Source organism: Sutcliffiella horikoshii, from assembly GCF_044809035.1.
GTDB lineage: Bacteria > Bacillota > Bacilli > Bacillales > Bacillaceae_I > Sutcliffiella_A > Sutcliffiella_A horikoshii_G.
Genome location: NZ_CP085237.1, coordinates 519,376 through 541,569, shown reverse-complemented (window position 1 = coordinate 541,569; position 22,194 = coordinate 519,376). Strand labels below are relative to the sequence as shown.

Below are 22,194 nucleotides of genomic sequence, written 5' to 3'. Positions count from 1 at the left end.
ATAAATTTTATGAAAAATTTAAAGTTATCCGTATAATTATTTTATATGGAAACGTCTTTATAGTATAAGCACTTTAGGAGGGAACAAATATGGAACAGGCAAGTACCATTAGCAAGGATTTGGTGGAGGAAGCGCGGAGATTAAAGAATGAATTTGAGGAACTAGTTTGTGTTTATTCAACAGATTTATGGAATTATTGTAAATACGTCACAGGTTCTCCTTGGGATGGAGAAGATCTTTTTCAAGAGACGATGATAAAGGCTTTTGGATTACTCCCCCAGCGATGGAGTGATATTACCGACAAGAAATACTATCTTTTTAGAGTGGCAACAAATACGTGGCTTGATCAGTGCAGGAAGCAAAACCGTGAAATAGGTATGTTAGATGAAACACCTGAAGCTACTCTTGATTTCTCCGATCACCTAAGACTAGAAGAAATTCTAATATCGTTGGAATCAAATTTGACCCCAAAACAAACAGCTGCATTCCTTTTATTGGACATTTTTCAATTTAGTGCAGAAGAAATAGCCGGGATTGTCCATAGTACGCCAGGCGGTGTCTATTCAGCTGTGCAACGGGCGAGAAGGAAAATAGCATCTTTGGACTTTACACAATCCAAGGCTCAACGGGATACACAGGTCCAAAACCCAACTATTCAAGCATACTTACAAGCTTTTAATAATGGAGATTTAGATAGCATGCTGAGACTGTTTAGTGATCAAGCACAAAACGAAGCGTTCTTCGGGTTCCAGGAATTTTCTAAATCCGAAATGCTGAAAGGCTCCCTAAAATTCGGATTACCCGGCCATACAGCTCAAGAATTCATTCTTTGGAATAAACCCGTCATCATCGTGTTAGCCAATGGCGAAATCCATGACATACAAATCCAAGAAATAGAAAATGGCAAAATAGTAAGCCACCAAAGCTATTTTTTCCGAAAAGAGTTTATATTAGCAGCTGCAGAAGAGCTTGGAATGAAAGCGCAAATGGTTAAGCCACCAGTGAACTGGAAGTGAATTTTGAGAGGGTGCGTTGAGGGGAGAGTCGAGGGGATAGGCACGCCGACTCATTTTCCAGACTCCCTCTCACGCTTTAATTCCCTCCCCATAATCTTCGAACATTTACTAACTTCTTTTCGTCAAACTCCATCTTATAGATATCCGGTTTCGATGTGCTATGCAAAAAATCCAAGTCAAACCGGCTATCAAAATAGCTCATCATCAAGGTCATCACCGCACCGTGAGTACCTATCACTACTTTTCTACCTCTATATGTATCTAAAATTTCATTTAGGACACGGACAGCTCTTCTTTGGCATTCCGCATTTGATTCCGCTCCATCTAAAGACAAATCTGGATCCGAGAACGACTTCTCTAACAGTGGCAGCAATTCTTCATCAGACACCCGACTCTCTCCAAAAGAGAAAACTCTCTCTTTTAAATCCTCGAACACCCTTACTTCTTGTCCTATTTGTCCAGCCAGCTGTTGGACCGTTAACACCGAACGTAAATAAGGGCTTGAAACAACTACATCAATTTTTTCTTCTATTAACAAGCCTGATATTCGTTCTGCGTCCAAATATCCTCTTTGCGTTAATCCTCTGCTTCTTTCGTTTCCGTCCTTTGGCGAGTCACCATGCCTGACCATATAAACGACTGTACTCATATGATTCACCCCCTATCAACAAATATTAAAATGGACGCAATCCTGCAGGTAGAATCGCATCCATTCATTCAAAAATATTTACCATCTTCCTTATGTAATTGAATAAAAGTATCCAATTCTTCTGATGCAAACCAATCGACAGTATCCTCCGCGCCACCACCATATTTGATGGTGTGAATGACTGAATCTGCTGACATATAGATGTTGTGATGGACCAGTGGGGTTACCAACACACTTTCACCTTCTCGAAGAATTCGAAATTCCCCTTCTCCACTCTCATTCAACTCCGCATATACAATCCATCCGGACTGAACCAAATAAAACTCAGATGTGGATTTATGGTAATGACTATTTTGCCAAGCTCCCGCACCTGACCCCTCCGTGCGGCAATATCCACTGCCATCAGAGCTTACTAATCTGTACCGTTTTTCTCCATTTTCCATTAGCTCAAAGTTCACATCTACTCCGGATGCTTGAGCCTCTTCTAGACTAATTTTTTTGGGATTATAAAGCATCAATTTACCACACCCTTACAAACGTTACCCATTCAATAAATTATTTTCTTTACCCCGACACAAATAAACCGGTTGCCTTCGTAATTCTAATCGCTCCATTATTTTCTCCTTTTACAGAAGATAAATAGTGAAGAAATTCCGCTAATTTTTCCTTTACTATAATGCTAGAAAGCTCTGGATTCGTTGAAATCAGATAATCCACTATCGCATTTATATCAGTAATAATCAAGTCTCCTGGAAAATCATGATAAGTTGTCGAGTTAAAATGAGTGGCTAGTTGCGCTTGTCCATTTTCTATCCCAAATGCATCAGCATGGTTGTTAGCTGAAGCATACTGAATTTCAGGATCAAAAGCCTCCACGAGCTCTCCAAACTCCCTCATGTGATTCTTTCCTATGGTTGAACAATAAAATACGCCACCTGTTTTCAACACACGCCGAACTTCACTTATGGCACGCGTTCTATCGGGAACGTGGTATAACATGTGGTTTGCAATGATCACATCAAAACTATTATCCTCATATATAATTTCTTCCATATTTAACGGACGAAAAGTTATATTAGAAATGCCTTCTAATCTACTTTTTGCCGCCTCCATCATCCCCAACGATAAATCAGACAAAGTTATGTCCCAATCAGCAGGAATCCTGTCTCTATTTTTATACCAAAAAGTCCCGTCCCCACAACCAATCTCTAGTATCCTACTATTCGGAGAGATATCGTACTGATCAAAAAGCCAGAGATGCCAATCCTCCTTATTTGTACTATATAACTCATGAATATTGATTCGAGTATGTAGATTGGATGAATTTTTATATTGCTCTTTTATATTTTCCATTTTCACTTCTCCTTAACGCTTTATCGCATCCACTATTAAAGAAGGGAACGCTAGCTTATCTCCTTGATTCCTAGGATCAAATTTTTTTGAACGAAAAATAACTCCATCCTTGCCATCCCAATCATGAGCATGAAAGTTACCATCCTCATCGCAATATTCTAGTAGATTCACTTCAAATCCCGCAGCCTCAAACATTTCTCTTAATGTTTCATAAGTGTGAACTATTTTATGACTTACAGCGGGATGATTTAATGATCCAGGTCCCCCTACTTTCACAATGTTTTGGTATTCTTCATCCGGAAAGTACCCATCTGGGACAGCGCAGCGGATATACCCTGAAGGTTCTAAATACTGATAACAAAGCTTCGCGGCATTTATGCCTTCTTCATAGGTTAAATGCTCCCAAACATGTTCTGCTAAAATAGCTCTTATAGAAGCTCTATCAAACTTGTCCCTCCAAGTGCTCACGTCTATTAAATTCAGTTCGTCTTCTTGTGTATGAACCCAGCCTGGATTATTGTTATATTCCCCTGCTCCGATTACCACTTTTAATTCTTTATTTGTAGTTTTCAATGATTTCACCTCTTGAGAGTCGAGGGGACAGGCACGGCGACCCATTTTACAATCACCGTCCTGCCACCTTATGCTCGACTTACTATATTTCTATATTTTATCTCGATAATCAAAAATATGGTGAGCAAAATAACAATCCCGACCAAATTAATTAAAGGCAGCACTAAATTCATAAATGGAAGCGAAGTAATTTGGTTATAAATAATACTGAACACCACTACCCCTAACGTTAAAATGACATTCACTGCAATAAATTTCCTAACTATTTTATTATCTGATCGCCTCTTGTAAAAACAAAATAACCCCATTCCAATGAATATTAGTAGAAATAATATATCCAGCATTTCTGACCATTTTCCTAATTGGCTAATCATTGCACTGTCCTCTGGGGTTAAGATACTCTTTGACAGCCACACCTCAGACATACTCATTCTATAATGAAACAACCAAACATAAGCCCCATAAATTAAACTCATTAAAGTAAGGTAGATATAGAGCATGATTCACACTCCTTCTTTTTGGATGAGAGAACCTCGACCCTTTTTTCCCACCTTCACACTTTCTCTCGTCTCAAAATATGTCCAACAACTATACACAACAACATTAATCCAACAAATAATCCCGTATCACTGCTTTCCATATTTAAGAACGTGGGCCCAACTAAATAATTCACTATGAAAATAGCAATTGCCATATATAAGAGTACTTTGTATATCATCCATACACCTTCTTACTTAGCTTAAGTTACATGCTCATCCTTTATTGGAATTACACGATAATTTGAAAAGCTGTTAACATTACTATACTTTGAACAAACGTAACGGAAATGTCTTTTTTCCAGGTATTATTGTGTGGGTAACTACTAGGAAACCTTTTAAATGCGAGAAGTATGGCCCACCAAACCAACAATGCATAAACTGCGACACCAACACTTTCATAAATCATTATGACTCCCCCACTTCTACGAAACTCCTTGAATCCCACATTCATTTTAACATATAATTCCATAACTGAAATTATAATTTGTCGCAAATATTTGATTTTTACAAACAATTATATGGTACATTATGTTAAAATAATTCAAATTCTTTACTATGGAATGACCTAAAACAACAGTGTTCCAACCAGGTTTTCAAACTAGAAATTATTAAAGAAAGCAGGATCTAATATGGCATATTGTAAGGTTCAGCAAGCAGAGATTTTTTATAAGGATATAGGAGAAGGCACGCCTATCATCATGATTCACGGTTTTTCACCTGACCACCGTTTGATGAGCGGGTGCATGGAGCCGTTTTTTGAAAATAGAACTGGATGGCGTCGTATTTATTTGGACCTTCCAGGGATGGGTCAATCGAGAAATTATGACGAGATTACTAGCTCAGACGAAATGTTGAATACGGTAGTGGAGTTTATTCAAACAATTATTCCCGATCAACAGTATGTTGTCCTTGGCGAGTCTTATGGTGGTTACATAGCAAGGGGCATCATTCATAAGCAAGAGCAGCACATTCTAGGTGCGGCGTTCATCTGCCCAGTCATTAAGCCTTTTGCAAAAGATCGAACTGTCGGGCAACACCAAATAGTAAAAACGGACGAAAAGTTCCTAGAAACATTAACACAAACGGAGTTAGAGGACTTTAAAACGAAAAATGTAGTTCTAAACGAGTCTACTTGGATCAGATACAACCAAGAAATTGTTAGTGGTGTTCAAATTGCAGATATTCCTTTTCTAGAAAAGGTCCAGAAAAACTATGGATTTTCCTTTGAGGTGGATCAATCTGTTTTTTCTAAACCCAGCCTGTTCCTCATGGGGAAACAGGACGCAGTGGTTGGATATATGGATGCTCTGGCATTGCAGGATAAATATCTGCGTGGAACTTTCGCGACTTTGGATAAAGCAGGTCATAATTTACAAATTGAACAACCACAACTTTTCAACGCATTAGTAAGCGAATGGTTGGAGCGATTGGAAGATTAATATATCTCTATAAAGTAAGGAGTGATCCATCCCATGAAATTCGTACACATATTCGGCCCCCAAGCAGTTGGGAAGATGACGGTTGGACAAGAGTTAGCGAAAATAACAGAGCTGAAGCTTTTTCATAACCATATGACGATTGATTTAGTTGGGCATTTTTTTGATTACAGTACGAAGGAAGCTAAGCGGCTAGTGAATTTGTTCCGCCAGGAGATATTTGAAGAGGTTTCTAAAAGTGACCTGTACGGCATGATCTTCACGTATGTGTGGATGTTGGATATGGAGTCAGATTGGGAGTATGTGAGGAACCTCACTCAACTGTTTGAATCCAGAGGGGCGACTGTTTACTACGTGGAATTAGAGGCAGATCTAGACGAACGACTTGAGCGAAATAAAACGCCAAACCGCCTGGAACACAAGCCGAAAAAGCGAGACTTGGAGTGGTCGGAAAATGACTTACTGCAGACATTGGATAAACATCGTTTGAACTCGGTGCATGGGGAGATAACATTTCCAAACTACATCAAAATTAACAATACAGACATGAGTGCGGCGGAAGTGGCTCAAGTGATTAAGGATCAGTTTGGTTTTTAAAGAGATGGGCGTTCCCCTCAATTCTTTACTCTAGGTGCAAGAGGGAGGGATTTAAAGAGCACTTTCCCCACCTCTCCTCTCTCTCTTTTACCTTTTTCTTTATTTTCCAATCACCTTATGGAATTGAAGCAGAATGTTCATTCACTTTATTTTCGCCACACCAAATGCAAAGTGGTCAAACAAAATGTTTTCAACAAGTTCTCCCTGCGCGTCTTCACAATCAACAATCATAATCAATTCCGAATGGACGCCTTTTAACAACCGTTGTTTCTTTTTTAAGATCTTTTCCGTAAAGAGACGTATGGCAAAACCTAAAACAAACCCGCCAGATGCACCTATTAAACCCCAATATATTGGCCCCCATGCCAATTTAAAACCTATACTGGCACCAATTACTGCAAAAGCGGTCCCAAGTGCTGCTCCGATATCAATAAGAGAAGTTCCATCGGAATGATGAATGGTATCAAATAGTTTTTGTTCCTCTTTTCTATTATCAAGAGGAAGGATAAATATCTTTTCCCTTTCAATACCCTTCTTCTCAAGAGTGGAAATAGCCAATTCAATATGAATGGAATGTTTAAATGTAGAAAATAATTGCATGGTCTAGTCCACCTTTTGCCCTTTTAATACTCGAAAGGATGAGGATTGGTACTTATCAATAAAAAAGCCACGCTGTTCTTTATCATATAATTTATTATTTTCAACCGTGTTAATATATGAATCAAAAATGGCAAAACCATAAATAGATGGGAAGAAAAGGAGCCATTCTGGATCAATGACCGACGTAGCCTTTTCGATTTCCCCTAAAAATAATAGAGATATAGCTTCCAGGCCGTGAGAGTAATAAAAAAAGACGATCACCCAAACGATAACGAAAAATGCTGTTACAATTCTATGTAAGTAAAGTTGACCTAATCCTGGTATAAAAAGGGACCAAAGGACTGCCATAACTGGATTTCGTTTATCTAAATAATTGATTTCCAGTGCACCTATACTAAAGGAATTGAACCTATGCTCTTCCCGTTCTGCCAACACACAGACTTTATTCATATCAACCGTTGTACGATAGCTATCCCAGATTGCAAATATATAGACTGGAATATAAATTAATAACCATTGGGTATCTAGAATGTCTTTAGCTTTATCGATGTCTCCTTGAAAAGAATAAATCATGGCTAAATTAACATGTGATTTAATATTAATTAAAACTTCCCAGATAAACAGCACAAATCCCCGAAGATATTTAGATAAAAGCAGATGGCCAAAACCAGGAAAAGCAGCACTCCACCAAGCCATGATATAAGGGTTTCTAAGATGAAGTTGAGTCGTACCCAGTATACTGACATGCGCTCTATACCTTCTTGCTGTGTTGTCATTACTAAAATTCTCCATGATGTTCTCCTTTAAGAAAAGCCTATTATCCGTATGTTCCCTCAATCTTCTTCTTTTATGTAGCACCGATGAAGAACCAACCTCTAGGAGAATGTTGGAGTTGAAGCGATACATCTGAGAATGTTAAATGAAGAGTAGAGAGGAATATTTACTAGTCTTACGGTAAAAATATACAAAATCAGATTTTGGAGGGTTCATCATGACTAGTGCAATAGAAACCATAGCAGCCATCTTAAAAAATTTCACAGATGAAGAGCCTAAACTTCCGTTACATGTTGGCGAAGTAATGGATCTTTGGACAGCTTTTACAGCTTTTAAGGAAGCGCATACTCTTTATCAGGTTGCACTCAACAGCACCATTGATAGGGACTTGAAAGCCATGTTGGAGGATGCATTGGACAGCAGCCTGTCTGATACAAAACGGATAGAAGATTTCCTCGTTAAAGAAGGCGTCCCATTACCCCTTGTTAATCCCAATAAGCCTGTATCCGATCCGAGCGCTGTTCCCGAGGGGGTAAAACTGACCGAGGATGAGATTGCAAATCTTATTGCAGCTAAAGTTGCCACTTCCATTACCTTTTGTGCCCAAGCAATGTCCAAAACGGTTCGAACCGATGTTGGGCTTTTGTTCTTTTCCATACAGGTTCATCTAATGAAGTTTGCCGCACCACTGAAGAATTTAATGAAGTCCAGGGGATGGTTAAGGGTTCCTCCGAAATACAGTCCACCTGGTGCTCCACATCCACCTAGTTGACTCCTTTTAATCCCCCTCCATGTCTTACGTTTAGGTTGGAAGAAAGAAGTAAATATACAAAGTATATATACATTAAGGAGGGATTTGTTTGAAAAGTAATCATTCCATGCCTAAGGAAGAAGGACTGGATCACAGCCTGAAATTATTATCAGAAGGATACCAGTTCATTATGAACCGCCGTCATATGTTCCACTCTAATATCTTTGAAACAACTCTTCTAGCAGAAAAAGCAATTTGCCTGACTGGTAAAGAAGCTGCAGAAATTTTCTATGATAATGAAAAGTTTAAACGAAAAGGTGCAGCTCCTAAACGTTTGCAAAAGACGCTCTTCGGTGAAGGTGGCGTACAGGCGATGGACGGTGAAGCGCACCACCACCGAAAAGCAATGTTTATGTCCCTTATGACGAAAGAGAGTTTAAAGGAGATTACCGTACTTACAAGAAAAGCATGGGAAAATGCCGCCCTAAAATGGGAGCGCGAGGACGAAATTGTTTATACATAGAAGCAAAGAAAATTCTCACACAGGTTGCATGTGAGTGGACGGGCGTCCCTCTCCCGGAAGATAAAGTGGAGAAGTTCTCCGTACAACTGGGAGATATGTATGAATCCGCTGCTGCAATCGGGTTAAAGCATTGGAAAGGACGCAGATCCCGCTCCAGTGTAGAGAGCTGGTTGGAGGACCTGGTAGACGAAGTACGGGAGAAAAAAATAGAGCCGCCAAAAGACAAAGCCCTCTATCAATTCTCCATGCATCGCGACCTCAACGGCGAACTTCTTAATAAAGAAATCGTTGCAGTGGAATTACTGAATCTCTTGCGTCCGATTGTGGCTATTTCTGTTTATGTTTGCTTTTCCGCTCTTGCTGTCCATCAGTATCCAGAGGAAGCTGCAAAATTGCAAAAAGGAGAAAGCGCAAGTCTTCAACGATTTGTGCAAGAAGTTCGCCGCTTCTATCCATTCTTCCCCTTCACCGCCGCAAGAGTAAAAGAAAACTTTACTTGGAATAGCTATAAGTTTGAAAAAGACACCCTTACCCTCTTGGACTTATACGGAACAAACCATCATCCGGAAGATTGGGAGAATCCAGACCGCTTTGAGCCCGACCGCTTTAAAACCTGGGACAAAAGTCCTTTTGATTTTATCCCACAAGGTGGCGGAGAATACGATATCGGTCATCGCTGTGCCGGAGAGTGGCTGACTGTTGATGTCATGAATTTAAGCCTGGACTTCCTTGTGAATGATTTAGAATATGACTTACCAGAACAAGATTTGAACTTTAGTATGTCCCAAATCCCATGCTTGCCAGAGAGCAAAATGGTAATGCGGGTTAAAGGGACAGGCACGCCGACCTAGTAACAGAAGATTACTAATAAAAAATGCCCAAAGACCATAATCTTTGGGCATTTTTATTTAGACCTAGCTTTCACCATGAGAAAATGTGGATTTGTCATGAGATAGTAGTAAGCTTCCTCTTTTACATCTCGCATCATCTCGTGCGGTTTAGGTTCAATCAGGTTTTCTAGCACGAAAAATCGAGTAGTTTCATTGACGATTTCCTCCATCGGCCTCCTGTAAAAGCTCACTTCAATGGTGATGGTCGGCTTATGCCACGTTTCTGTTAGTAGTTGGGTTTTAAAGTAATCTTCACAATGGAATCTCGTATAGTCCATGAATGGATGATGAACCGAAAACAAAAATGTTCCTCCCGGTTTTAACACCCGTTCGAATTCGCGGAAGGTGGCGATCCAATCCTTTAGATAATGAAGCGTGAGCGAACTGACAATCACATCAAAAGAATTATCCTCAAACGGTAGTGGATTTTTGAGATTGTGGCAAAGAAAGGTTGCCGCCGACCCTACCCGTTCCTTTGCGGCTTTTATCATACCCGGACTGAGGTCTATCCCCGTTACCACTGCACCACGCTGCACCAATTGAGAAGCATACCAGCCAGCGGAACAGCCAGCGGAACAGCCGGCGTCCAACACTTTTTTATCTGATAGGTTTTGCGGCAATGCAGCCATCATCGCCGGACGTTCGTAATAGGCGTTATAAGGACTTCCTTCATCCGTATCGTTTTGATAAGTTTGAGCTAGTTTGTTGTAGGTTTCTTCTGTGGGATTGGTCATTTTATTGCTCCTTTCAAGGTAATTAAAACAGTACAATGACAATTATTCAGTATCAAAGGCGGAAATTTTAAAGAAGAATACAATTACTTCACATCCACTACTTCATAGCTTCGATCCTGTTTAGTGAACCCATCCATTTTGCAAGAACCTTTATAGATGTGAAGCTTCGAGTCTTCCCCCACTATCGCTACAGGGAAGTAGTCTGCCTCTTCAACAATCGTATTAAATCTCTTCGGCGCAATTTCTATATCTAGTTCATGTCCAATCAGTGCGTAATCATAGTTACTTACGGAGTAGAAATGCTTTAAAATCTCAATAAACGTTTCCTGTACCTCGTTTACATCAGATTGGCAGACATCCTCCCATCTCATATTTACAAGAAATCCATAAAAATCAATTTCTTCCGTTATGGTAATGGTTAGCTCCTCCCCTTCAATGCCTAAATCCTTCCCTGACATTTCAATAGTAAGGTAATAGTTCGACAGCAGGTCTAGAACCCTACTGTTTTCAAGTACACTCTCTTCCACCCACTCTTCTCCATCCATGTCTGTGCTATATGTAACCATCAACCCTTTGTTCTCCTTTGTGTAGAAAAAGTCGAGAAATGCAAGGAGATTTTCTTTAATATCTTTATTTTTGGAATAGACGATGGCGATATTTATATATCCCCCACCACCTTCTATGCCCGCCTCTTCATGGTATCTATCATATTCTTTGTTAAAAGTATGCTTGAGACCAGCTATGTTGTTTTCACTTGAGACAATATCCAGCACATCTCCATTTGCATATAGAAGATAGTCATTGTTGTAAAAACAGATGTTCAGTTCTCGTTGATACCCTCTGGAAAACGCAAGAATGTATGAATAGAGACTGTCGGTTGATACATTCGTAATGGTGGTATAGAAACAGGTGCATTCTAAATCCTCATTCCATATGCTGCTCTCCCTCCAGTTCATGATGTTGAACCTTCTCCCTAAACCTAGCTTTATACTCCTTTTATATGCATCCGTTTCATATGCAGATAAAAAAGTACAATCGACCTTTGCCTCCCTATCAAATTTCATGTTTTTAAAAATTTTCTTCAGCAATCCTGGCTTTTCCTGCAAGGTTGTCATCGCAAAGCGAATCCTTTGAGCAACCCCAACTTGAAAGTAGGGTGTCAATGGTTGGTTTATATCTACATCGTTAAAGATTTTCAAGTTCACTTTTCCTCTTTTCCTTCTTCAATTAATGTTACCAAACATGCTAGAGCATAATTACATCTTAATATTGAAACAAAATCTCTTAACGCACGTATACCTATATAACGTAAAATCATGCAAGTAGGTTGAGAGAGGGGATACAAAAAATGAATGAACAAGCATGCTTAAAATGTGGAGGCATGGAATTTGCCGAGGGAACAGATTTTATGCCTATTAAAACGAGTAAACTCGCTCTGACCGGCTCCAACAAAATCTATACCTTTTGTTTAAGCTGTGGGGAAGTTGACTCCATCCGGATAGAGAATACTACAATCTTTAAGAAGGGGTGATAGGCTTCTGAAACCTACACTCCGTCAGAAGGATGAGAGGTTTTTTAGTTTAATCAACCTTGTTTTAGGTGAGAAGTGTAGAGTTAAAGGAGGCAAAATGAACAACCTTCAGTTTACCTATCAATTCATAAATGAGCCCAACGCGATTTTCAATAAACACTATAGAGATGTTCCTACCATCCTTTCTATTGATGCAACTCTTATAGTGAAAATTAAGGATGAGACCTATTTCGAGGCGGAAATCGCTATTCTAGAATTCTACAAAACACTTTTAAAATGGAAACAAAAGGTGACTAATTCCCACATTCCATCGTTCCATTACTATTCGATTGAATATGACGATTACGAGGACGGTGCGATTCTTTCCATGCTCCCTTTTGCAGATAAGGCAAGGATTACAACCATTTGGGCAGAAGTCGATATTTATAATGTCTTTGATCAATCTTATGCCGTTTCAAAGCTTATGGAGTTAGAGTCTGCACTTAGAAAAGATCTCGAGGACTATTTCCAGATAGATTTGGAAAAGTTCGCACAACACATTCCTTATGTTAAGGATACTATTTTATAGAGGTGACACCATGTCGATAAAAGGACTTAATCATTTTTTATTTTCCGTTTCTGATTTGGAAGTTTCCATTAAATTTTATAATGAAGTATTTGATGCTAAATTGTTAGTAAAAGGACAAAACACCGCATACTTTGATTTAAATGGAATGTGGCTTGCCCTTAACGTGGAGAAAGATATACCCCGCAATGAAATACACCAGTCCTACTCACACATTGCTTTTTCCATTGAAGAAAAAGAGTTTGATGAAGTCCATGAGAAGCTAAAGAAATTAAATGTGAACATCCTATCAGGTCGTCCAAGAGATGAACGAGATAAAAAATCCATTTATTTTACGGACCCAGATGGTCATAAATTTGAATTTCATACAGGTACACTACAAGATAGATTGTATTACTATGCAAATGAAAAAACACATATGGAGTTTTTTAACTAGAATAATGGAGGATTGCAAATGGTTAAAGAGTCTATTATAATCAGAAAAGCAAATTTATCCGATACAAAAGGGATAGCTAAAGTACACGTCGAAAGTTGGAAAACTACCTATGCCAATATTGTTCCAGACGAATACTTGAACAATTTAACTTATGAAAGTCGTGAACAAATTTGGATAACCAGCATTCCAAATGGCGGTGTATATGTAGCCGAAAATAATCAAGGCGAAATAGTTGGTTTTTCTTCCGGCGGCAAAGAACGAAGTGGTAACTATGATGGCTTTGATGGGGAATTATACGCCATCTATATTTTAAAAGAGTATCAGGGACAAGGGATCGGAAAAGCACTTATTCAACCAATCATAGACGAAATCATAGGAATGGGTTTAAACACCATGCTTGTTCTTGTTTTAGAAGATAATGCCTCGCGTTTGTTTTATGAAGCACTGGGTGGTAAGAAAATAGAAGATCTTGAAGTTCAGATTGCTGGGAAGAAACTTACGGAGGTTGTATATGGTTGGGAGGATGTGAAGCACTTGCTTTGAGGGGACAGGCACGCCGACCCACTACGGGTCATAGTGCCTGTCCCTATAACTCACTATTGAAATAGGAGGCAAATCATGACTATACATACGAAAGAGTCACTAAAACTCGTAGAATTTACGTGTAATGACATCCCTGGTCTCATTGGACTATCAGCTTCGGTTGGATGGGATTATGAGTATGAAGAGATTTCAACGGTCCTGGCATCTGGCAAAATTTTTGGTCATAAAAACTCAGAAGGCGTCATTGTTTCTAGCGCCGCGATCATTCCTTATGATGATAGGTTGGCTTCCATCGGAATGGTCATTGTGCATGGGGATTTCAGAGGGATGGGTTTAGGAAAAAAGGCTACACAGAGATGTATGGATGAAGTTCGCAGTATGAATGCAACAATTATGCTGATTGCAACCCCTGACGGAAAGCCCCTTTATGAAAAAATGGGATTTAAAGAGGTCGATTGCGTACATAAGTTTTTATGTGAAAAGTTTGTTCCTATTACAACGGACCTTCACCAAACTGCCTACACGATTGAAGAGTATCAATCTAGTGACCTACCTGCTCTCCTAAACTTAGATAAAGAGGCCTTTGGAGATAAGCGGAGCAAGTTTCTTCGGGCCCGTATCCAGCAAGCCAAAACGTGCTTGGTAGTTAAGGATAGCAATAAACGAGTCCTTGCCTTTGGAATGGCAATCGCCGGTCCAATCCATTTAATATTAGGGCCAATTGTTGCGCCAGATAATCAAATAGCTGTAAGCTTACTAGAAAAATTGGCATACGGCCATGATGGAGCGCTCCGAATCGATGTACCTTCAGGTCATGGGATGTTTATGACTTCTTTGGAGCAGTGCGGATTTCACAAAGTCAGCCAACCTCCCATCATGATCCATCCTTCTTCTGGCATGCCTGTCCGCAGCCGCACTTATTATGGAATTGCAGCGCAGGTGTTTGGGTGAGGGGCGTCGTGGGGAGAGGCACGCTGACCCACTTTAAAGGGACGCAGGGTCATTTAACCTGTCCCTTTGACTCTCCTTAACCCCTCTTCACCCACAAATCCTTATACATTACCCTCCCTGTATTCTTAAGGGAAACACCTTGGATCGATGAGTTGTAGATGTTCACTTGTTGAGCACGGTGATAGAAAAGATGGATGAGCTTACTTTGGATAATTTTTTCCTCTAAGTCTAGCAAAAGTTGAAGTTGCTCGCTTCTTGCAGGTGTTTTCTCGACCATTCTTAACGTCTTATTTATAACCTTCCGCAAATCATCATCTGCCAGATTGTAAATAAAGGCCTGGGACATTTGAAAAAACCTGACATAAGACAGCACTTCATCCTCACTTAAGGCAATTCCTCCAATCACCATATCCACCCCTTCTAAATACTCATCGCTTGCAAGCTTCTCAATAGGAACAATTTCCGCCTTGACCTTATAGCCTGCTTCCTCAAGCATATCCTTTACCCATATAAGCTCCCTTTCCACATTGGCACCTTTTCTGATCTGCGTACCGCAAACAACCAAGGGTTCCGCAAAAGGCAATTGAGCTTTTACACTTGTTCCACAAACAGATACACTACTTTTTTCTGGGAGAAAGCTTGTAGCGGCGGCATGATTTTCCGAACCAATCTTTTCGATTAGCAGGTTTGGATCTAACACAGCCATGATGGCATCTCTACCCTTTTCGTCTTGAAGAGGTCCCTTCTTCCTTAGATTAAAAGAAAGATAAGTTGCACCTTTTTCTAACTTGCGAATGCTCGTTTCAGGTTTAACATCCCTTTTACTCAACCAAAAAGATAGCTGGGTCTGTTTTGGGGAAATGTCGGGAACGTGAATAATTTCGATTCTATCTAAAAAAGGGCGGCCCAGAAAATATTTCTCATTAACATCAAGTACCATCATGGACTCATCGTTTCGTACCAGCTTAAACGGCCCAGTCCCGACAGGCATCGTTCTCAAATCCACCTTTTCGTCTTTTGGAAGGATGGCTGCTCGAATGCCACTTAAATAGTTAAGGAACAAGTAATTTTCGGATTTCAGATGAAACCGTACTGTATACGGGCTTACCTTTTCCACTCTTGTCACCAGTGCTCTTATCCATTCCGTCTCCTCTGAATCCATATGTAGCAATCGTTCAAACGTGTAAATAACATCGTCTGCATCAAACTTTCTGCCTTGATGAAAATACACCCCTTTTCTCAAATAAAAACTCCATTTAAGCCCTGATTCATCTACCTCCCATGAAAAAGCTAGCCTAGCTTCAAACACATTTTCCATAGGTTTATAGGCAACGAGTGTATCATAAATCTGTTCGGCGATATGGACATCATGCCGTGATACCAAACCGTTTGGATCTAAGTTTTTCACAGCTTCATAGAAAGGATAGCGGAGAATATCTTTATCTTCTTTACTATCATTCACATAGCCAAGCTGCCCCTCCATCCAATGAAGAAACTCCTCCCTTTTCTCGTTCGAAACATTTTTGAGAGGTTCCAGGGATTGCTTGTACTTCTCTTGTTTAAAAAGCTCTTGCGCCTTCATCAACTCCATATCTTCCAAACTTAACAAGAGCTTTAGGATGGAGCGGTTACCCCGGCCGGGCTTCACCTCCCAGGCAATCCAACCTTGTTCTTTTAGTTCCTTTAGAATCTGTTTGGTATATCGTTTGGAACAAAAAAGTGTCGTCGATAACTCTTCTATCGTTGTAGGAATTGGGGTATCCACTATTCTAAGTTCATCCAATAGCCTTAAATAATGCTCTAACATTTTCACGTGCAGTCACTCTCCTCATAAAAGGTGCTCTATCTGTTACCTAAATACTACACTTTTTCTTCACCTTTTTTCCAGATAAACTTAAAGTTGTTGAAATACGGAAGGATGGGATTGTCATGGGGGAAAGAAAGTTAGAGTCAGTTTTCCAAGAACCTAGCTTATGGAAAAATAAAAACTTTATGTTCTTGTGGGTTGGAAAAGTAATTTCAAACTTTGGGTTTCAGATTTACGCAATAGCTTTGCCACTTTTAATCTATGAACTATCAAAATCTGCGCTTGCCATGAGTATGATGCGGGCGGTTGATTTCTTCCCTAATATTTTCATAGGAATGTTAGCAGGAGTGATGGTAGATCGATTTAACCGAAAAAGTATCATGAAATACGCCGTCATCATACAAATTGCGGCATTGACGGGAATCGTTTTGCTTATTTTCTCTAATGAAATCGCAGTTTGGCATCTCTACATATTTGGGTTTATTTTATCCACTTCAGGCTACACCTTTGGAAACTCTCAGCATTCGGCCATACCCCAGCTGGTTTCCAAACAGCAATTGACGGCAGCAAATGCAAAATTAACCTTCGTTGACACATTTGTCTCCATGGTTGGACCAGGATTCGCTGGTATCATCATTGCCCTTTATTCGTTTGGTTTCAGCTTTTCTTTATACCTGATCTGCCTTGTAGTCATGCTAGCCTTCTTACTTTTCGTACAGGTACCGCAAGTTGAAAGAGAGAAAAAGCAACAAGCGTCCGTTTGGGAGGATATGAAGGAAGGGATTCACGAATTGTTCGGGAATAAAACACTGCTCACACCAACCATAGTGACTGTGTTCTCTAACCTTTCAGCCAGCCTCGTCATTGGAGTGCTTATCTTTTATGCTGCAGATGTCCTTGAAGCATCCGAAAAAGAGATAGGATTCATGTTTAGCTTTGGGGCAGTGGGAGGATTAATCGGTTCCCTTGTCATTACAAAACTTAGAAAAACAATGGGACGAGGGAAAATCTATGCTTGGTGCTTGTTTATTGAAATTATCGGACTTGCTGTTCTTATTTTCGCCAATACTTGGTGGCTGATAGGATTGTCTTTACTAATCCGAAGCTTTGCAGTCATCATGTCCAATGTGGTGTATTTTACAATTCGTCAAGAGTTCACACCAAACCATCTACTAGGGCGGGTTGCCGGCACATCCTCCATGTTAATGAAACTCGCCTTGCCGCTGGGTCTCTTTATAGCAGGAATATGGGCTGAATTTTTGCCTATTCCCCCACTGTTTATAATTTCTACTTGTATTACGGCTGTATTATATATTGTGGTTAGGCGGAGTGATTTTTCGAGGGTGGAGTAAGAGTGGTCCAAGGGTAAAGGCCCCCCGGCCCACCACGGGTCAAAAATTGTCTGTCCCTTCAGCCCATTAATAAGATGATAGCAATTAATAAGGAAGACCCGATCCATGTGATAACGAGCTTCTTTTCTACTTTTACGGATGAGTCCATCACCTTATGTACGATAGACAAAATGAATAGATTTATGAAAAACAAAAAGTAATAGATAACCATAAACATCAACCAAGCATGCTGATTGAGTAAGTCTTCTAATGGCGTTATAAAAAATAACACGATAAACAGCACAAAGGAAATCATGAGCCAAACCAAGAGGATAATGGACATTTTATTCCCTAATGGATGTTGAATGAATTGCTTTTTATACTTTGCATAGTTATAGAGCAACTGATTACATGCAAACAAGATCAGTGAAATGGACACCAGGATTGCCAATTGTTTTAATAGTGTACTTTCCATAGTCAGATAAGGATTAACCAAATTGAAATTTGCTATGAACGCAAATAAAACGAGTAAAAGAATTACCAAGGATTGTTTCAGCCAATAGTTTTTCATGAGGCTTTCACCAAGCACCATATCTTCATATTAATCGCCTCCTCTCTTTTACTTACGAATTTGCGGAAGAAAAGTTTCAGTGGGGCGAGGGGACAGGCATACAGGTCCACCACTAATAGCCAAGCCCCACTCAGGGACTTGGCTTTAATTTTCTTTCTAGCAAGATGAAAAATTAAAGCGGAATTTGAACCTCGGCCAATTATGTCTTTGAGGGCAGGAGCAACTTTATCATCACTTAACGCACCACTCGGCTTGGGAACCTGTCCCACAACCCTGAATGGAAAAAGAGTCCTCCATTATGTATGATTTTCCACACCTAAAGTAGGTGCACCTATGACAATTTATGAAATGATTGTGAGAACAAAAGTAGAGGATTAGCTCAGGCAATCATCATTGATGGAAAAGTACTGCAAAAAAGTTTGAAGTTACTTGGTAAAGACATTCATTGGGTAATACAAACCTTGGAAACCCACAATATTTCTAATGTGGAAGACGTATTCTTTGCCCAAATCGATCAATTAGGTAACATCTATATTGATTAAGAAAAAGGATATTGTGAATTAAATACCCTTGGAAATCGAAGGACAGGTAGCCTCCCCCATTAATCGCCAAGCCACACTCGGGACTTGCTTAAATTTTTTCTATAAACTCTCAGCGAATTATACCTTCGAAGGCTCAATCCACTTAAATGAGGGAGGAGAACCTACCTCCCCCTTTACCCCTTTGTTATTTTACACACCGGCAAATTCCTTCACATTCCGATTAAGATGGTCTTAATCGATAAAGGGCCAGTTTAAATCTTTTTTCTATTCACAGTGTTCATTTTTATTTTTATGCAGTGGAGGGGGAATAAGCCATCCCTTCTCTTTATTCAACCTTAAAACTTTTGCTCCTAGTTGAGCTTTTTGCATATGAAATTGACCGAACATCATTGCGATATCTTCACGAATACTTTGACCAATAGCTGTGCTACATGCTACCAATCCAGAAGCAACATTTGCAGATAATGCTGCTGCAATGGCAGGATCCGGCATGCGAGCTCCTATTGGAATGTCATCTAAGCATGCATGAGGTGGCTCAGGTGGGGTAGGTGGTAAGCCAATTCCATTTTCCTTAAGAAGCGTTTCTATTTGTTTGACCTCTTCTTGTCCACCTTCAATACTATCTTTCAAAATTTTCTTAAGATCTTCATCTCCTGCATGATTTAGTTGCATCTGATAGCCTGCTATTGTACTTTTAGCTGTTAACAAGTAGTTCCAAGTTCCAAATACTTCACCATAATGCATTGGTTCGTCTTGTGGATTTCCACTTAAAATACCCATAACCATCCTCCTAATAATATGCATGATGCGCCACCTTTCAAGTTTGTAGCACAATAAGTATATTCCCCTGGACGACAAGTAAAGATGTAATAAAATCTCATACATTTTTGTTTCCAGGAATGTAGGTGTGGGATTCTTTTTTTATCCATTAACGCACAGCCGGATCAAGGAACCTGTCCCCACAACCCTTCCCCACACTACATACCTCTAAATAATGCATCGCTCTGGTACATGCTGTATAAAACACTCTCCTCAAACTCTCATCACCATATACTTCATCGGATGCATTATAAATAATGACCGCGTCAAACTCGATGCCTTTTGACAAGTAGGACGGCACGACAACCACGCCTTGTTCGTACTCCAAGGAGTTCATTTTCAAGAGCTTTAGATTCTCGATCTCCGAAGAAAGTGCTTCATGCGCACGACCACTCTCTTCACTCGACTTACAGATAATAGCTATGCTGTGATACCCCCGAGCCTTTAACTCCTCCACTCTTGCCACGATCCCACTATGCAGACTATCAAAATCATTCACTTCCGTCATCACTGGTTCCTCGCCGTCCCGGTCAAACGGGATGATTTTATCTCCGTTTGGAACTAGCCTTCGAGTAAACTCGATGATTGGCCTTGTGGAACGGTAGCTCCTCGTAATATTGATTATTTCCGTCTTTTCCGCTCCATAAAGACCCTCCAGCACGTCAAAGTTGACCGCTTCACTCGCATGGGCAAAGATTGCTTGGTTAAAATCGCCAAGGACGGTCATTCTGGCTGCAGGGAAAAGCCGCTTCATGAACTCAAATTGGAACGGGGAATAATCTTGTGCTTCATCCACGACAATATGCTTGATTGAGCTGTTGATCTGAAAACCAAGAATCAATTCTTTTAAAAGTAAAAATGGCGTCGCATCCTCATACATCAGCTTATTTTCCGTCAAGGCTGCAATTGTCCCCTGGCAGATTGCCGGCCACTTTTCAGGTGTCTCCCCATCCAGCCAATGGACAATCCGCTCCGGTTTTGCAAAAATTTGCTCATACAACGCCTTAAAATTGATAAATTGATAGCCACGAATCCGCTGACGCAATGGCTTCATCTTTTTATGCACAAGCAAACGCGCTAGTGCCCTTGGTTCTACTTCATAGTCAGCGACCTCTTCCCTTTCAAAGCCTTTCTTTTTCGCCAAAAACGCTCGCGCTTCATGGTATTCCTCGTTACTGAGAAGTTCCATTTCCTCCTGAACCCACGGCTTATCACTTTCCGATTTCTGGATTGTTTTTACCTCTTTAACCAGCCAATCCTTCAATTTTTCCAGTCGGTTGGACAGGCGAAGCGAAGTTTCATGCTGATAAAACCGATCCGCAATTTGCTGTGCCGATACAATCGTTTCACCTCTAAATGTAATATCTTTAAAGGTCATTCCTTCCGACGCTAACAACTCTATATAAGATTGAATTGCATCATAAAATCGCAACGAAGCCTTAAATTTTATTCCTGCAAGCCTTGCACTATATCCTGGCGAATCTTTCTCCGTCAGTACATATTCCAACTGCTCGTAGGGATTTTCCACATGGAATACCTTGGACAATCGATGATCTAGATACTCCTGAAAAGTAACCTGTTGCATGCTTTCCTCTCCAAGTTCTGGCAAGACATTGGACACATAGCTTTTGAACATGGAGTTAGGTGAAAATAAAAGGATCTGGTCGGCATCAAGGTTATCTCTGTACTTATAAAGCAAATAAGCAATCCGTTGAAGGGCGGCTGACGTTTTCCCACTCCCTGCCGCACCATGAACGATTAAGAGCCTACCGCTGTCATGCCTTATGATCCGGTTCTGCTCTTGCTGGATGGTCGCCACGATGTTATGCATGTAGTTGTCTGTGGTCGCTTTGCCGAGCACCTTTTGTAAAATTTCATCCCCAATCGTGAGACTTGTATCAAACATTGATTCGAGCTCACCATTTCGGATCAGGTATTGCCATTTCTTTTCTAGGGTGCCTTCAATTTCGCCGCCTGGAGTCGTGTATCTAGCCCGGCCCGGCTGGAAATCATAATAGACGCTCGAGATCGGAGCTCGCCAATCATAGATAAGGAAGTCCTCCCCACTTTGATCCATTAGAGCGGAAATTCCAATATAGATCTGTTCTTCTTCCGTTGTGCCGTCCTCTTTAAAATCAATTCGGCCGAAATAAGGAATCTGCTCCATTTTGCGCAAGGTAATCAAACGCTTGGCGGCATGCCTATGGGAGCTCTGACTCAAAGACAACGCTTGTGCCTCCTGCCTCAAGCCAATGATCGTTTCCAAATAATCATCAAATGAATCCGTACTAACCTTAACCTCATCCCAAAAGTGTTTGCGAATAGTAATGACTTCATCCTTACGCCTGGAAGTCTCCTTCTCCAGCTTCCCGATCTCCTCCGTAATGGTCTCCATCACATCGTCCACACGCTTTTGCTCCAACTGAAATTCCATACTCATGCAAACACTCCTTTTTTTTCGAAAATGGCTATTTAGGGGGTTGACTCGTGGGCGGATTGTATTGTATGATTATAATAGGGATAATTATAAGTAATGTTAAACATATACAAATACAATCTATTTGAATTTACCACGTATTTAGTGGAGATTCAAGTGTTTTTTTGCGTTTAAAGCCAAGGATACTAGGTATCCTTGGCTTTTTTATTTTCCTTCCTAGTCTATT

General features: G+C 40.3%; 25 protein-coding genes and 1 pseudogene. 13 read left to right on the top strand and 13 right to left on the bottom strand.

From position 1 onward, the window contains the following. The first annotated feature begins 89 nt into the window (after positions 1–89). Positions 90–1,016: a sigma-70 family RNA polymerase sigma factor gene (locus tag LG307_RS02990; RefSeq protein ID WP_404447913.1), complete on the top strand. Its 927-nt coding sequence runs from the start codon at positions 90–92 to the stop codon at positions 1,014–1,016. A 76-nt stretch (positions 1,017–1,092) separates the two neighbouring features. On the opposite strand, the gene LG307_RS02985 is transcribed toward LG307_RS02990, so the two are convergent. From LG307_RS02985 to LG307_RS02965, 5 genes are all read right to left on the bottom strand, one after another. After that, a complete protein-coding gene (locus LG307_RS02985) occupies positions 1,093–1,665 on the bottom strand; it encodes a histidine phosphatase family protein (RefSeq protein WP_404447911.1) in 573 nt (190 codons plus the stop codon). A gap of 68 nt (positions 1,666–1,733) precedes the next feature. Continuing rightward, on the bottom strand, positions 1,734–2,183 hold the full coding sequence (locus LG307_RS02980; protein WP_404447908.1) for a cupin domain-containing protein: 450 nt from the start codon (positions 2,181–2,183) through the stop codon (positions 1,734–1,736). 46 nt (positions 2,184–2,229) lie between these two features. Next, positions 2,230–3,018 (bottom strand): class I SAM-dependent methyltransferase, encoded by a 789-nt coding sequence (locus LG307_RS02975; protein WP_404447905.1) that lies wholly within the window; start codon positions 3,016–3,018, stop codon positions 2,230–2,232. Between the two features lie 12 nt (positions 3,019–3,030). Beyond that, positions 3,031–3,591, bottom strand: coding sequence for a class I SAM-dependent methyltransferase (locus LG307_RS02970; RefSeq protein WP_404447902.1), 561 nt, complete (start codon positions 3,589–3,591; stop codon positions 3,031–3,033). 68 nt (positions 3,592–3,659) lie between these two features. Beyond that, positions 3,660–4,091, bottom strand: a complete 432-nt coding sequence (locus LG307_RS02965) for a hypothetical protein (protein WP_404447900.1) — start codon at positions 4,089–4,091, stop codon at positions 3,660–3,662. Between the two features lie 668 nt (positions 4,092–4,759). Here LG307_RS02965 and LG307_RS02960 point away from each other — a divergent pair. Together LG307_RS02960 and LG307_RS02955 are read left to right on the top strand one after the other, a co-directional pair. Next, on the top strand, positions 4,760–5,569 hold the full coding sequence (locus LG307_RS02960) for an alpha/beta fold hydrolase (protein ID WP_404447897.1): 810 nt from the start codon (positions 4,760–4,762) through the stop codon (positions 5,567–5,569). Positions 5,570–5,602: 33 nt separating this feature from the next. After that, complete coding sequence (locus LG307_RS02955; RefSeq protein ID WP_404447894.1) at positions 5,603–6,163, top strand: AAA family ATPase; 561 nt, start codon at positions 5,603–5,605, stop codon at positions 6,161–6,163. 141 nt (positions 6,164–6,304) lie between these two features. Here LG307_RS02955 and LG307_RS02950 read toward each other — a convergent pair whose 3' ends face one another. Together LG307_RS02950 and LG307_RS02945 are read right to left on the bottom strand one after the other, a co-directional pair. Next, positions 6,305–6,763, bottom strand: coding sequence for a hypothetical protein (locus LG307_RS02950; protein WP_404447891.1), 459 nt, complete (start codon positions 6,761–6,763; stop codon positions 6,305–6,307). Between the two features lie 3 nt (positions 6,764–6,766). Beyond that, positions 6,767–7,555 (bottom strand): hypothetical protein, encoded by a 789-nt coding sequence (locus LG307_RS02945; RefSeq protein WP_404447888.1) that lies wholly within the window; start codon positions 7,553–7,555, stop codon positions 6,767–6,769. 199 nt (positions 7,556–7,754) lie between these two features. Here LG307_RS02945 and LG307_RS02940 point away from each other — a divergent pair, with 199 nt between their 5' ends. The 3 genes from LG307_RS02940 (at position 7,755) to LG307_RS02930 (ending at position 9,662) form a co-directional block, all read left to right on the top strand. Next, on the top strand, positions 7,755–8,309 hold the full coding sequence (locus LG307_RS02940; protein WP_404447885.1) for a DUF3231 family protein: 555 nt from the start codon (positions 7,755–7,757) through the stop codon (positions 8,307–8,309). Between the two features lie 88 nt (positions 8,310–8,397). Then, positions 8,398–8,811, top strand: coding sequence for a hypothetical protein (locus LG307_RS02935; RefSeq protein WP_404447882.1), 414 nt, complete (start codon positions 8,398–8,400; stop codon positions 8,809–8,811). 65 nt (positions 8,812–8,876) lie between these two features. Then, a complete protein-coding gene (locus tag LG307_RS02930) occupies positions 8,877–9,662 on the top strand; it encodes a cytochrome P450 (RefSeq protein ID WP_404447879.1) in 786 nt (261 codons plus the stop codon). 53 nt (positions 9,663–9,715) lie between these two features. Here the strand turns inward: LG307_RS02930 and LG307_RS02925 are convergent, their stop codons facing one another. Then, a complete protein-coding gene (locus LG307_RS02925) occupies positions 9,716–10,435 on the bottom strand; it encodes a methyltransferase domain-containing protein (protein ID WP_404447877.1) in 720 nt (239 codons plus the stop codon). Positions 10,436–10,518: 83 nt separating this feature from the next. Then, positions 10,519–11,634: an Imm64 family immunity protein gene (locus tag LG307_RS02920; RefSeq protein ID WP_404447875.1), complete on the bottom strand. Its 1,116-nt coding sequence runs from the start codon at positions 11,632–11,634 to the stop codon at positions 10,519–10,521. 149 nt (positions 11,635–11,783) lie between these two features. On the opposite strand from LG307_RS02920, the gene LG307_RS02915 reads away from it, so the two are divergent. The 5 genes from LG307_RS02915 (at position 11,784) to LG307_RS02895 (ending at position 14,461) form a co-directional block, all read left to right on the top strand. Further along, complete coding sequence (locus LG307_RS02915; protein ID WP_404447872.1) at positions 11,784–11,966, top strand: hypothetical protein; 183 nt, start codon at positions 11,784–11,786, stop codon at positions 11,964–11,966. A 97-nt stretch (positions 11,967–12,063) separates the two neighbouring features. Continuing rightward, positions 12,064–12,534: a hypothetical protein gene (locus LG307_RS02910; protein ID WP_404447869.1), complete on the top strand. Its 471-nt coding sequence runs from the start codon at positions 12,064–12,066 to the stop codon at positions 12,532–12,534. A 10-nt stretch (positions 12,535–12,544) separates the two neighbouring features. After that, positions 12,545–12,967, top strand: coding sequence for a FosM family fosfomycin resistance protein (gene fosM, locus LG307_RS02905; RefSeq protein ID WP_404447866.1), 423 nt, complete (start codon positions 12,545–12,547; stop codon positions 12,965–12,967). An 18-nt stretch (positions 12,968–12,985) separates the two neighbouring features. Further along, positions 12,986–13,510, top strand: a complete 525-nt coding sequence (locus LG307_RS02900; protein ID WP_404447863.1) for a GNAT family N-acetyltransferase — start codon at positions 12,986–12,988, stop codon at positions 13,508–13,510. A gap of 75 nt (positions 13,511–13,585) precedes the next feature. Then, positions 13,586–14,461, top strand: coding sequence for a GNAT family N-acetyltransferase (locus LG307_RS02895; RefSeq protein ID WP_404447860.1), 876 nt, complete (start codon positions 13,586–13,588; stop codon positions 14,459–14,461). 76 nt (positions 14,462–14,537) lie between these two features. On the opposite strand, the gene LG307_RS02890 is transcribed toward LG307_RS02895, so the two are convergent. Then, a complete protein-coding gene (locus LG307_RS02890) occupies positions 14,538–16,268 on the bottom strand; it encodes an ABC transporter substrate-binding protein (protein ID WP_404450361.1) in 1,731 nt (576 codons plus the stop codon). A 122-nt stretch (positions 16,269–16,390) separates the two neighbouring features. Between LG307_RS02890 and LG307_RS02885 the strand changes: the two genes are divergently transcribed. Continuing rightward, complete coding sequence (locus tag LG307_RS02885; protein WP_404447857.1) at positions 16,391–17,620, top strand: MFS transporter; 1,230 nt, start codon at positions 16,391–16,393, stop codon at positions 17,618–17,620. 58 nt (positions 17,621–17,678) lie between these two features. On the opposite strand, the gene LG307_RS02880 is transcribed toward LG307_RS02885, so the two are convergent. Next, positions 17,679–18,170, bottom strand: a complete 492-nt coding sequence (locus tag LG307_RS02880; protein ID WP_404447854.1) for a hypothetical protein — start codon at positions 18,168–18,170, stop codon at positions 17,679–17,681. Positions 18,171–18,544: 374 nt separating this feature from the next. Here LG307_RS02880 and LG307_RS02875 point away from each other — a divergent pair. Continuing rightward, positions 18,545–18,712: pseudogene (locus tag LG307_RS02875) on the top strand (YetF domain-containing protein); the annotation flags it as partial. 264 nt (positions 18,713–18,976) lie between these two features. On the opposite strand, the gene LG307_RS02870 reads toward LG307_RS02875, so the two are convergent. Both LG307_RS02870 and helD read right to left on the bottom strand, forming a co-directional pair. After that, a complete protein-coding gene (locus tag LG307_RS02870; RefSeq protein ID WP_404447852.1) occupies positions 18,977–19,492 on the bottom strand; it encodes a DUF3231 family protein in 516 nt (171 codons plus the stop codon). A gap of 148 nt (positions 19,493–19,640) precedes the next feature. Then, positions 19,641–21,971: an RNA polymerase recycling motor HelD gene (gene helD / locus LG307_RS02865; RefSeq protein WP_404447849.1), complete on the bottom strand. Its 2,331-nt coding sequence runs from the start codon at positions 21,969–21,971 to the stop codon at positions 19,641–19,643. Positions 21,972–22,194 lie beyond the last annotated feature (223 nt).

Coding starts and splice junctions, on each gene's coding strand:
- LG307_RS02990 (WP_404447913.1), top strand. CDS start 90: ATGGAACAGGCAAGTACCATTAGCAAGGATTTGGTGGAGGAAGCGCGG.
- LG307_RS02985 (WP_404447911.1), bottom strand. CDS start 1,665: ATGAGTACAGTCGTTTATATGGTCAGGCATGGTGACTCGCCAAAGGAC.
- LG307_RS02975 (WP_404447905.1), bottom strand. CDS start 3,018: ATGGAAAATATAAAAGAGCAATATAAAAATTCATCCAATCTACATACT.
- LG307_RS02965 (WP_404447900.1), bottom strand. CDS start 4,091: ATGCTCTATATCTACCTTACTTTAATGAGTTTAATTTATGGGGCTTAT.
- LG307_RS02960 (WP_404447897.1), top strand. CDS start 4,760: ATGGCATATTGTAAGGTTCAGCAAGCAGAGATTTTTTATAAGGATATA.
- LG307_RS02955 (WP_404447894.1), top strand. CDS start 5,603: ATGAAATTCGTACACATATTCGGCCCCCAAGCAGTTGGGAAGATGACG.
- LG307_RS02950 (WP_404447891.1), bottom strand. CDS start 6,763: ATGCAATTATTTTCTACATTTAAACATTCCATTCATATTGAATTGGCT.
- LG307_RS02945 (WP_404447888.1), bottom strand. CDS start 7,555: ATGGAGAATTTTAGTAATGACAACACAGCAAGAAGGTATAGAGCGCAT.
- LG307_RS02940 (WP_404447885.1), top strand. CDS start 7,755: ATGACTAGTGCAATAGAAACCATAGCAGCCATCTTAAAAAATTTCACA.
- LG307_RS02925 (WP_404447877.1), bottom strand. CDS start 10,435: ATGACCAATCCCACAGAAGAAACCTACAACAAACTAGCTCAAACTTAT.
- LG307_RS02915 (WP_404447872.1), top strand. CDS start 11,784: ATGAATGAACAAGCATGCTTAAAATGTGGAGGCATGGAATTTGCCGAG.
- LG307_RS02910 (WP_404447869.1), top strand. CDS start 12,064: ATGAACAACCTTCAGTTTACCTATCAATTCATAAATGAGCCCAACGCG.
- fosM (WP_404447866.1), top strand. CDS start 12,545: ATGTCGATAAAAGGACTTAATCATTTTTTATTTTCCGTTTCTGATTTG.
- LG307_RS02900 (WP_404447863.1), top strand. CDS start 12,986: ATGGTTAAAGAGTCTATTATAATCAGAAAAGCAAATTTATCCGATACA.
- LG307_RS02895 (WP_404447860.1), top strand. CDS start 13,586: ATGACTATACATACGAAAGAGTCACTAAAACTCGTAGAATTTACGTGT.
- LG307_RS02890 (WP_404450361.1), bottom strand. CDS start 16,268: ATGTTAGAGCATTATTTAAGGCTATTGGATGAACTTAGAATAGTGGAT.
- LG307_RS02885 (WP_404447857.1), top strand. CDS start 16,391: ATGGGGGAAAGAAAGTTAGAGTCAGTTTTCCAAGAACCTAGCTTATGG.
- LG307_RS02880 (WP_404447854.1), bottom strand. CDS start 18,170: ATGAAAAACTATTGGCTGAAACAATCCTTGGTAATTCTTTTACTCGTT.
- LG307_RS02870 (WP_404447852.1), bottom strand. CDS start 19,492: ATGGGTATTTTAAGTGGAAATCCACAAGACGAACCAATGCATTATGGT.
- helD (WP_404447849.1), bottom strand. CDS start 21,971: ATGAGTATGGAATTTCAGTTGGAGCAAAAGCGTGTGGACGATGTGATG.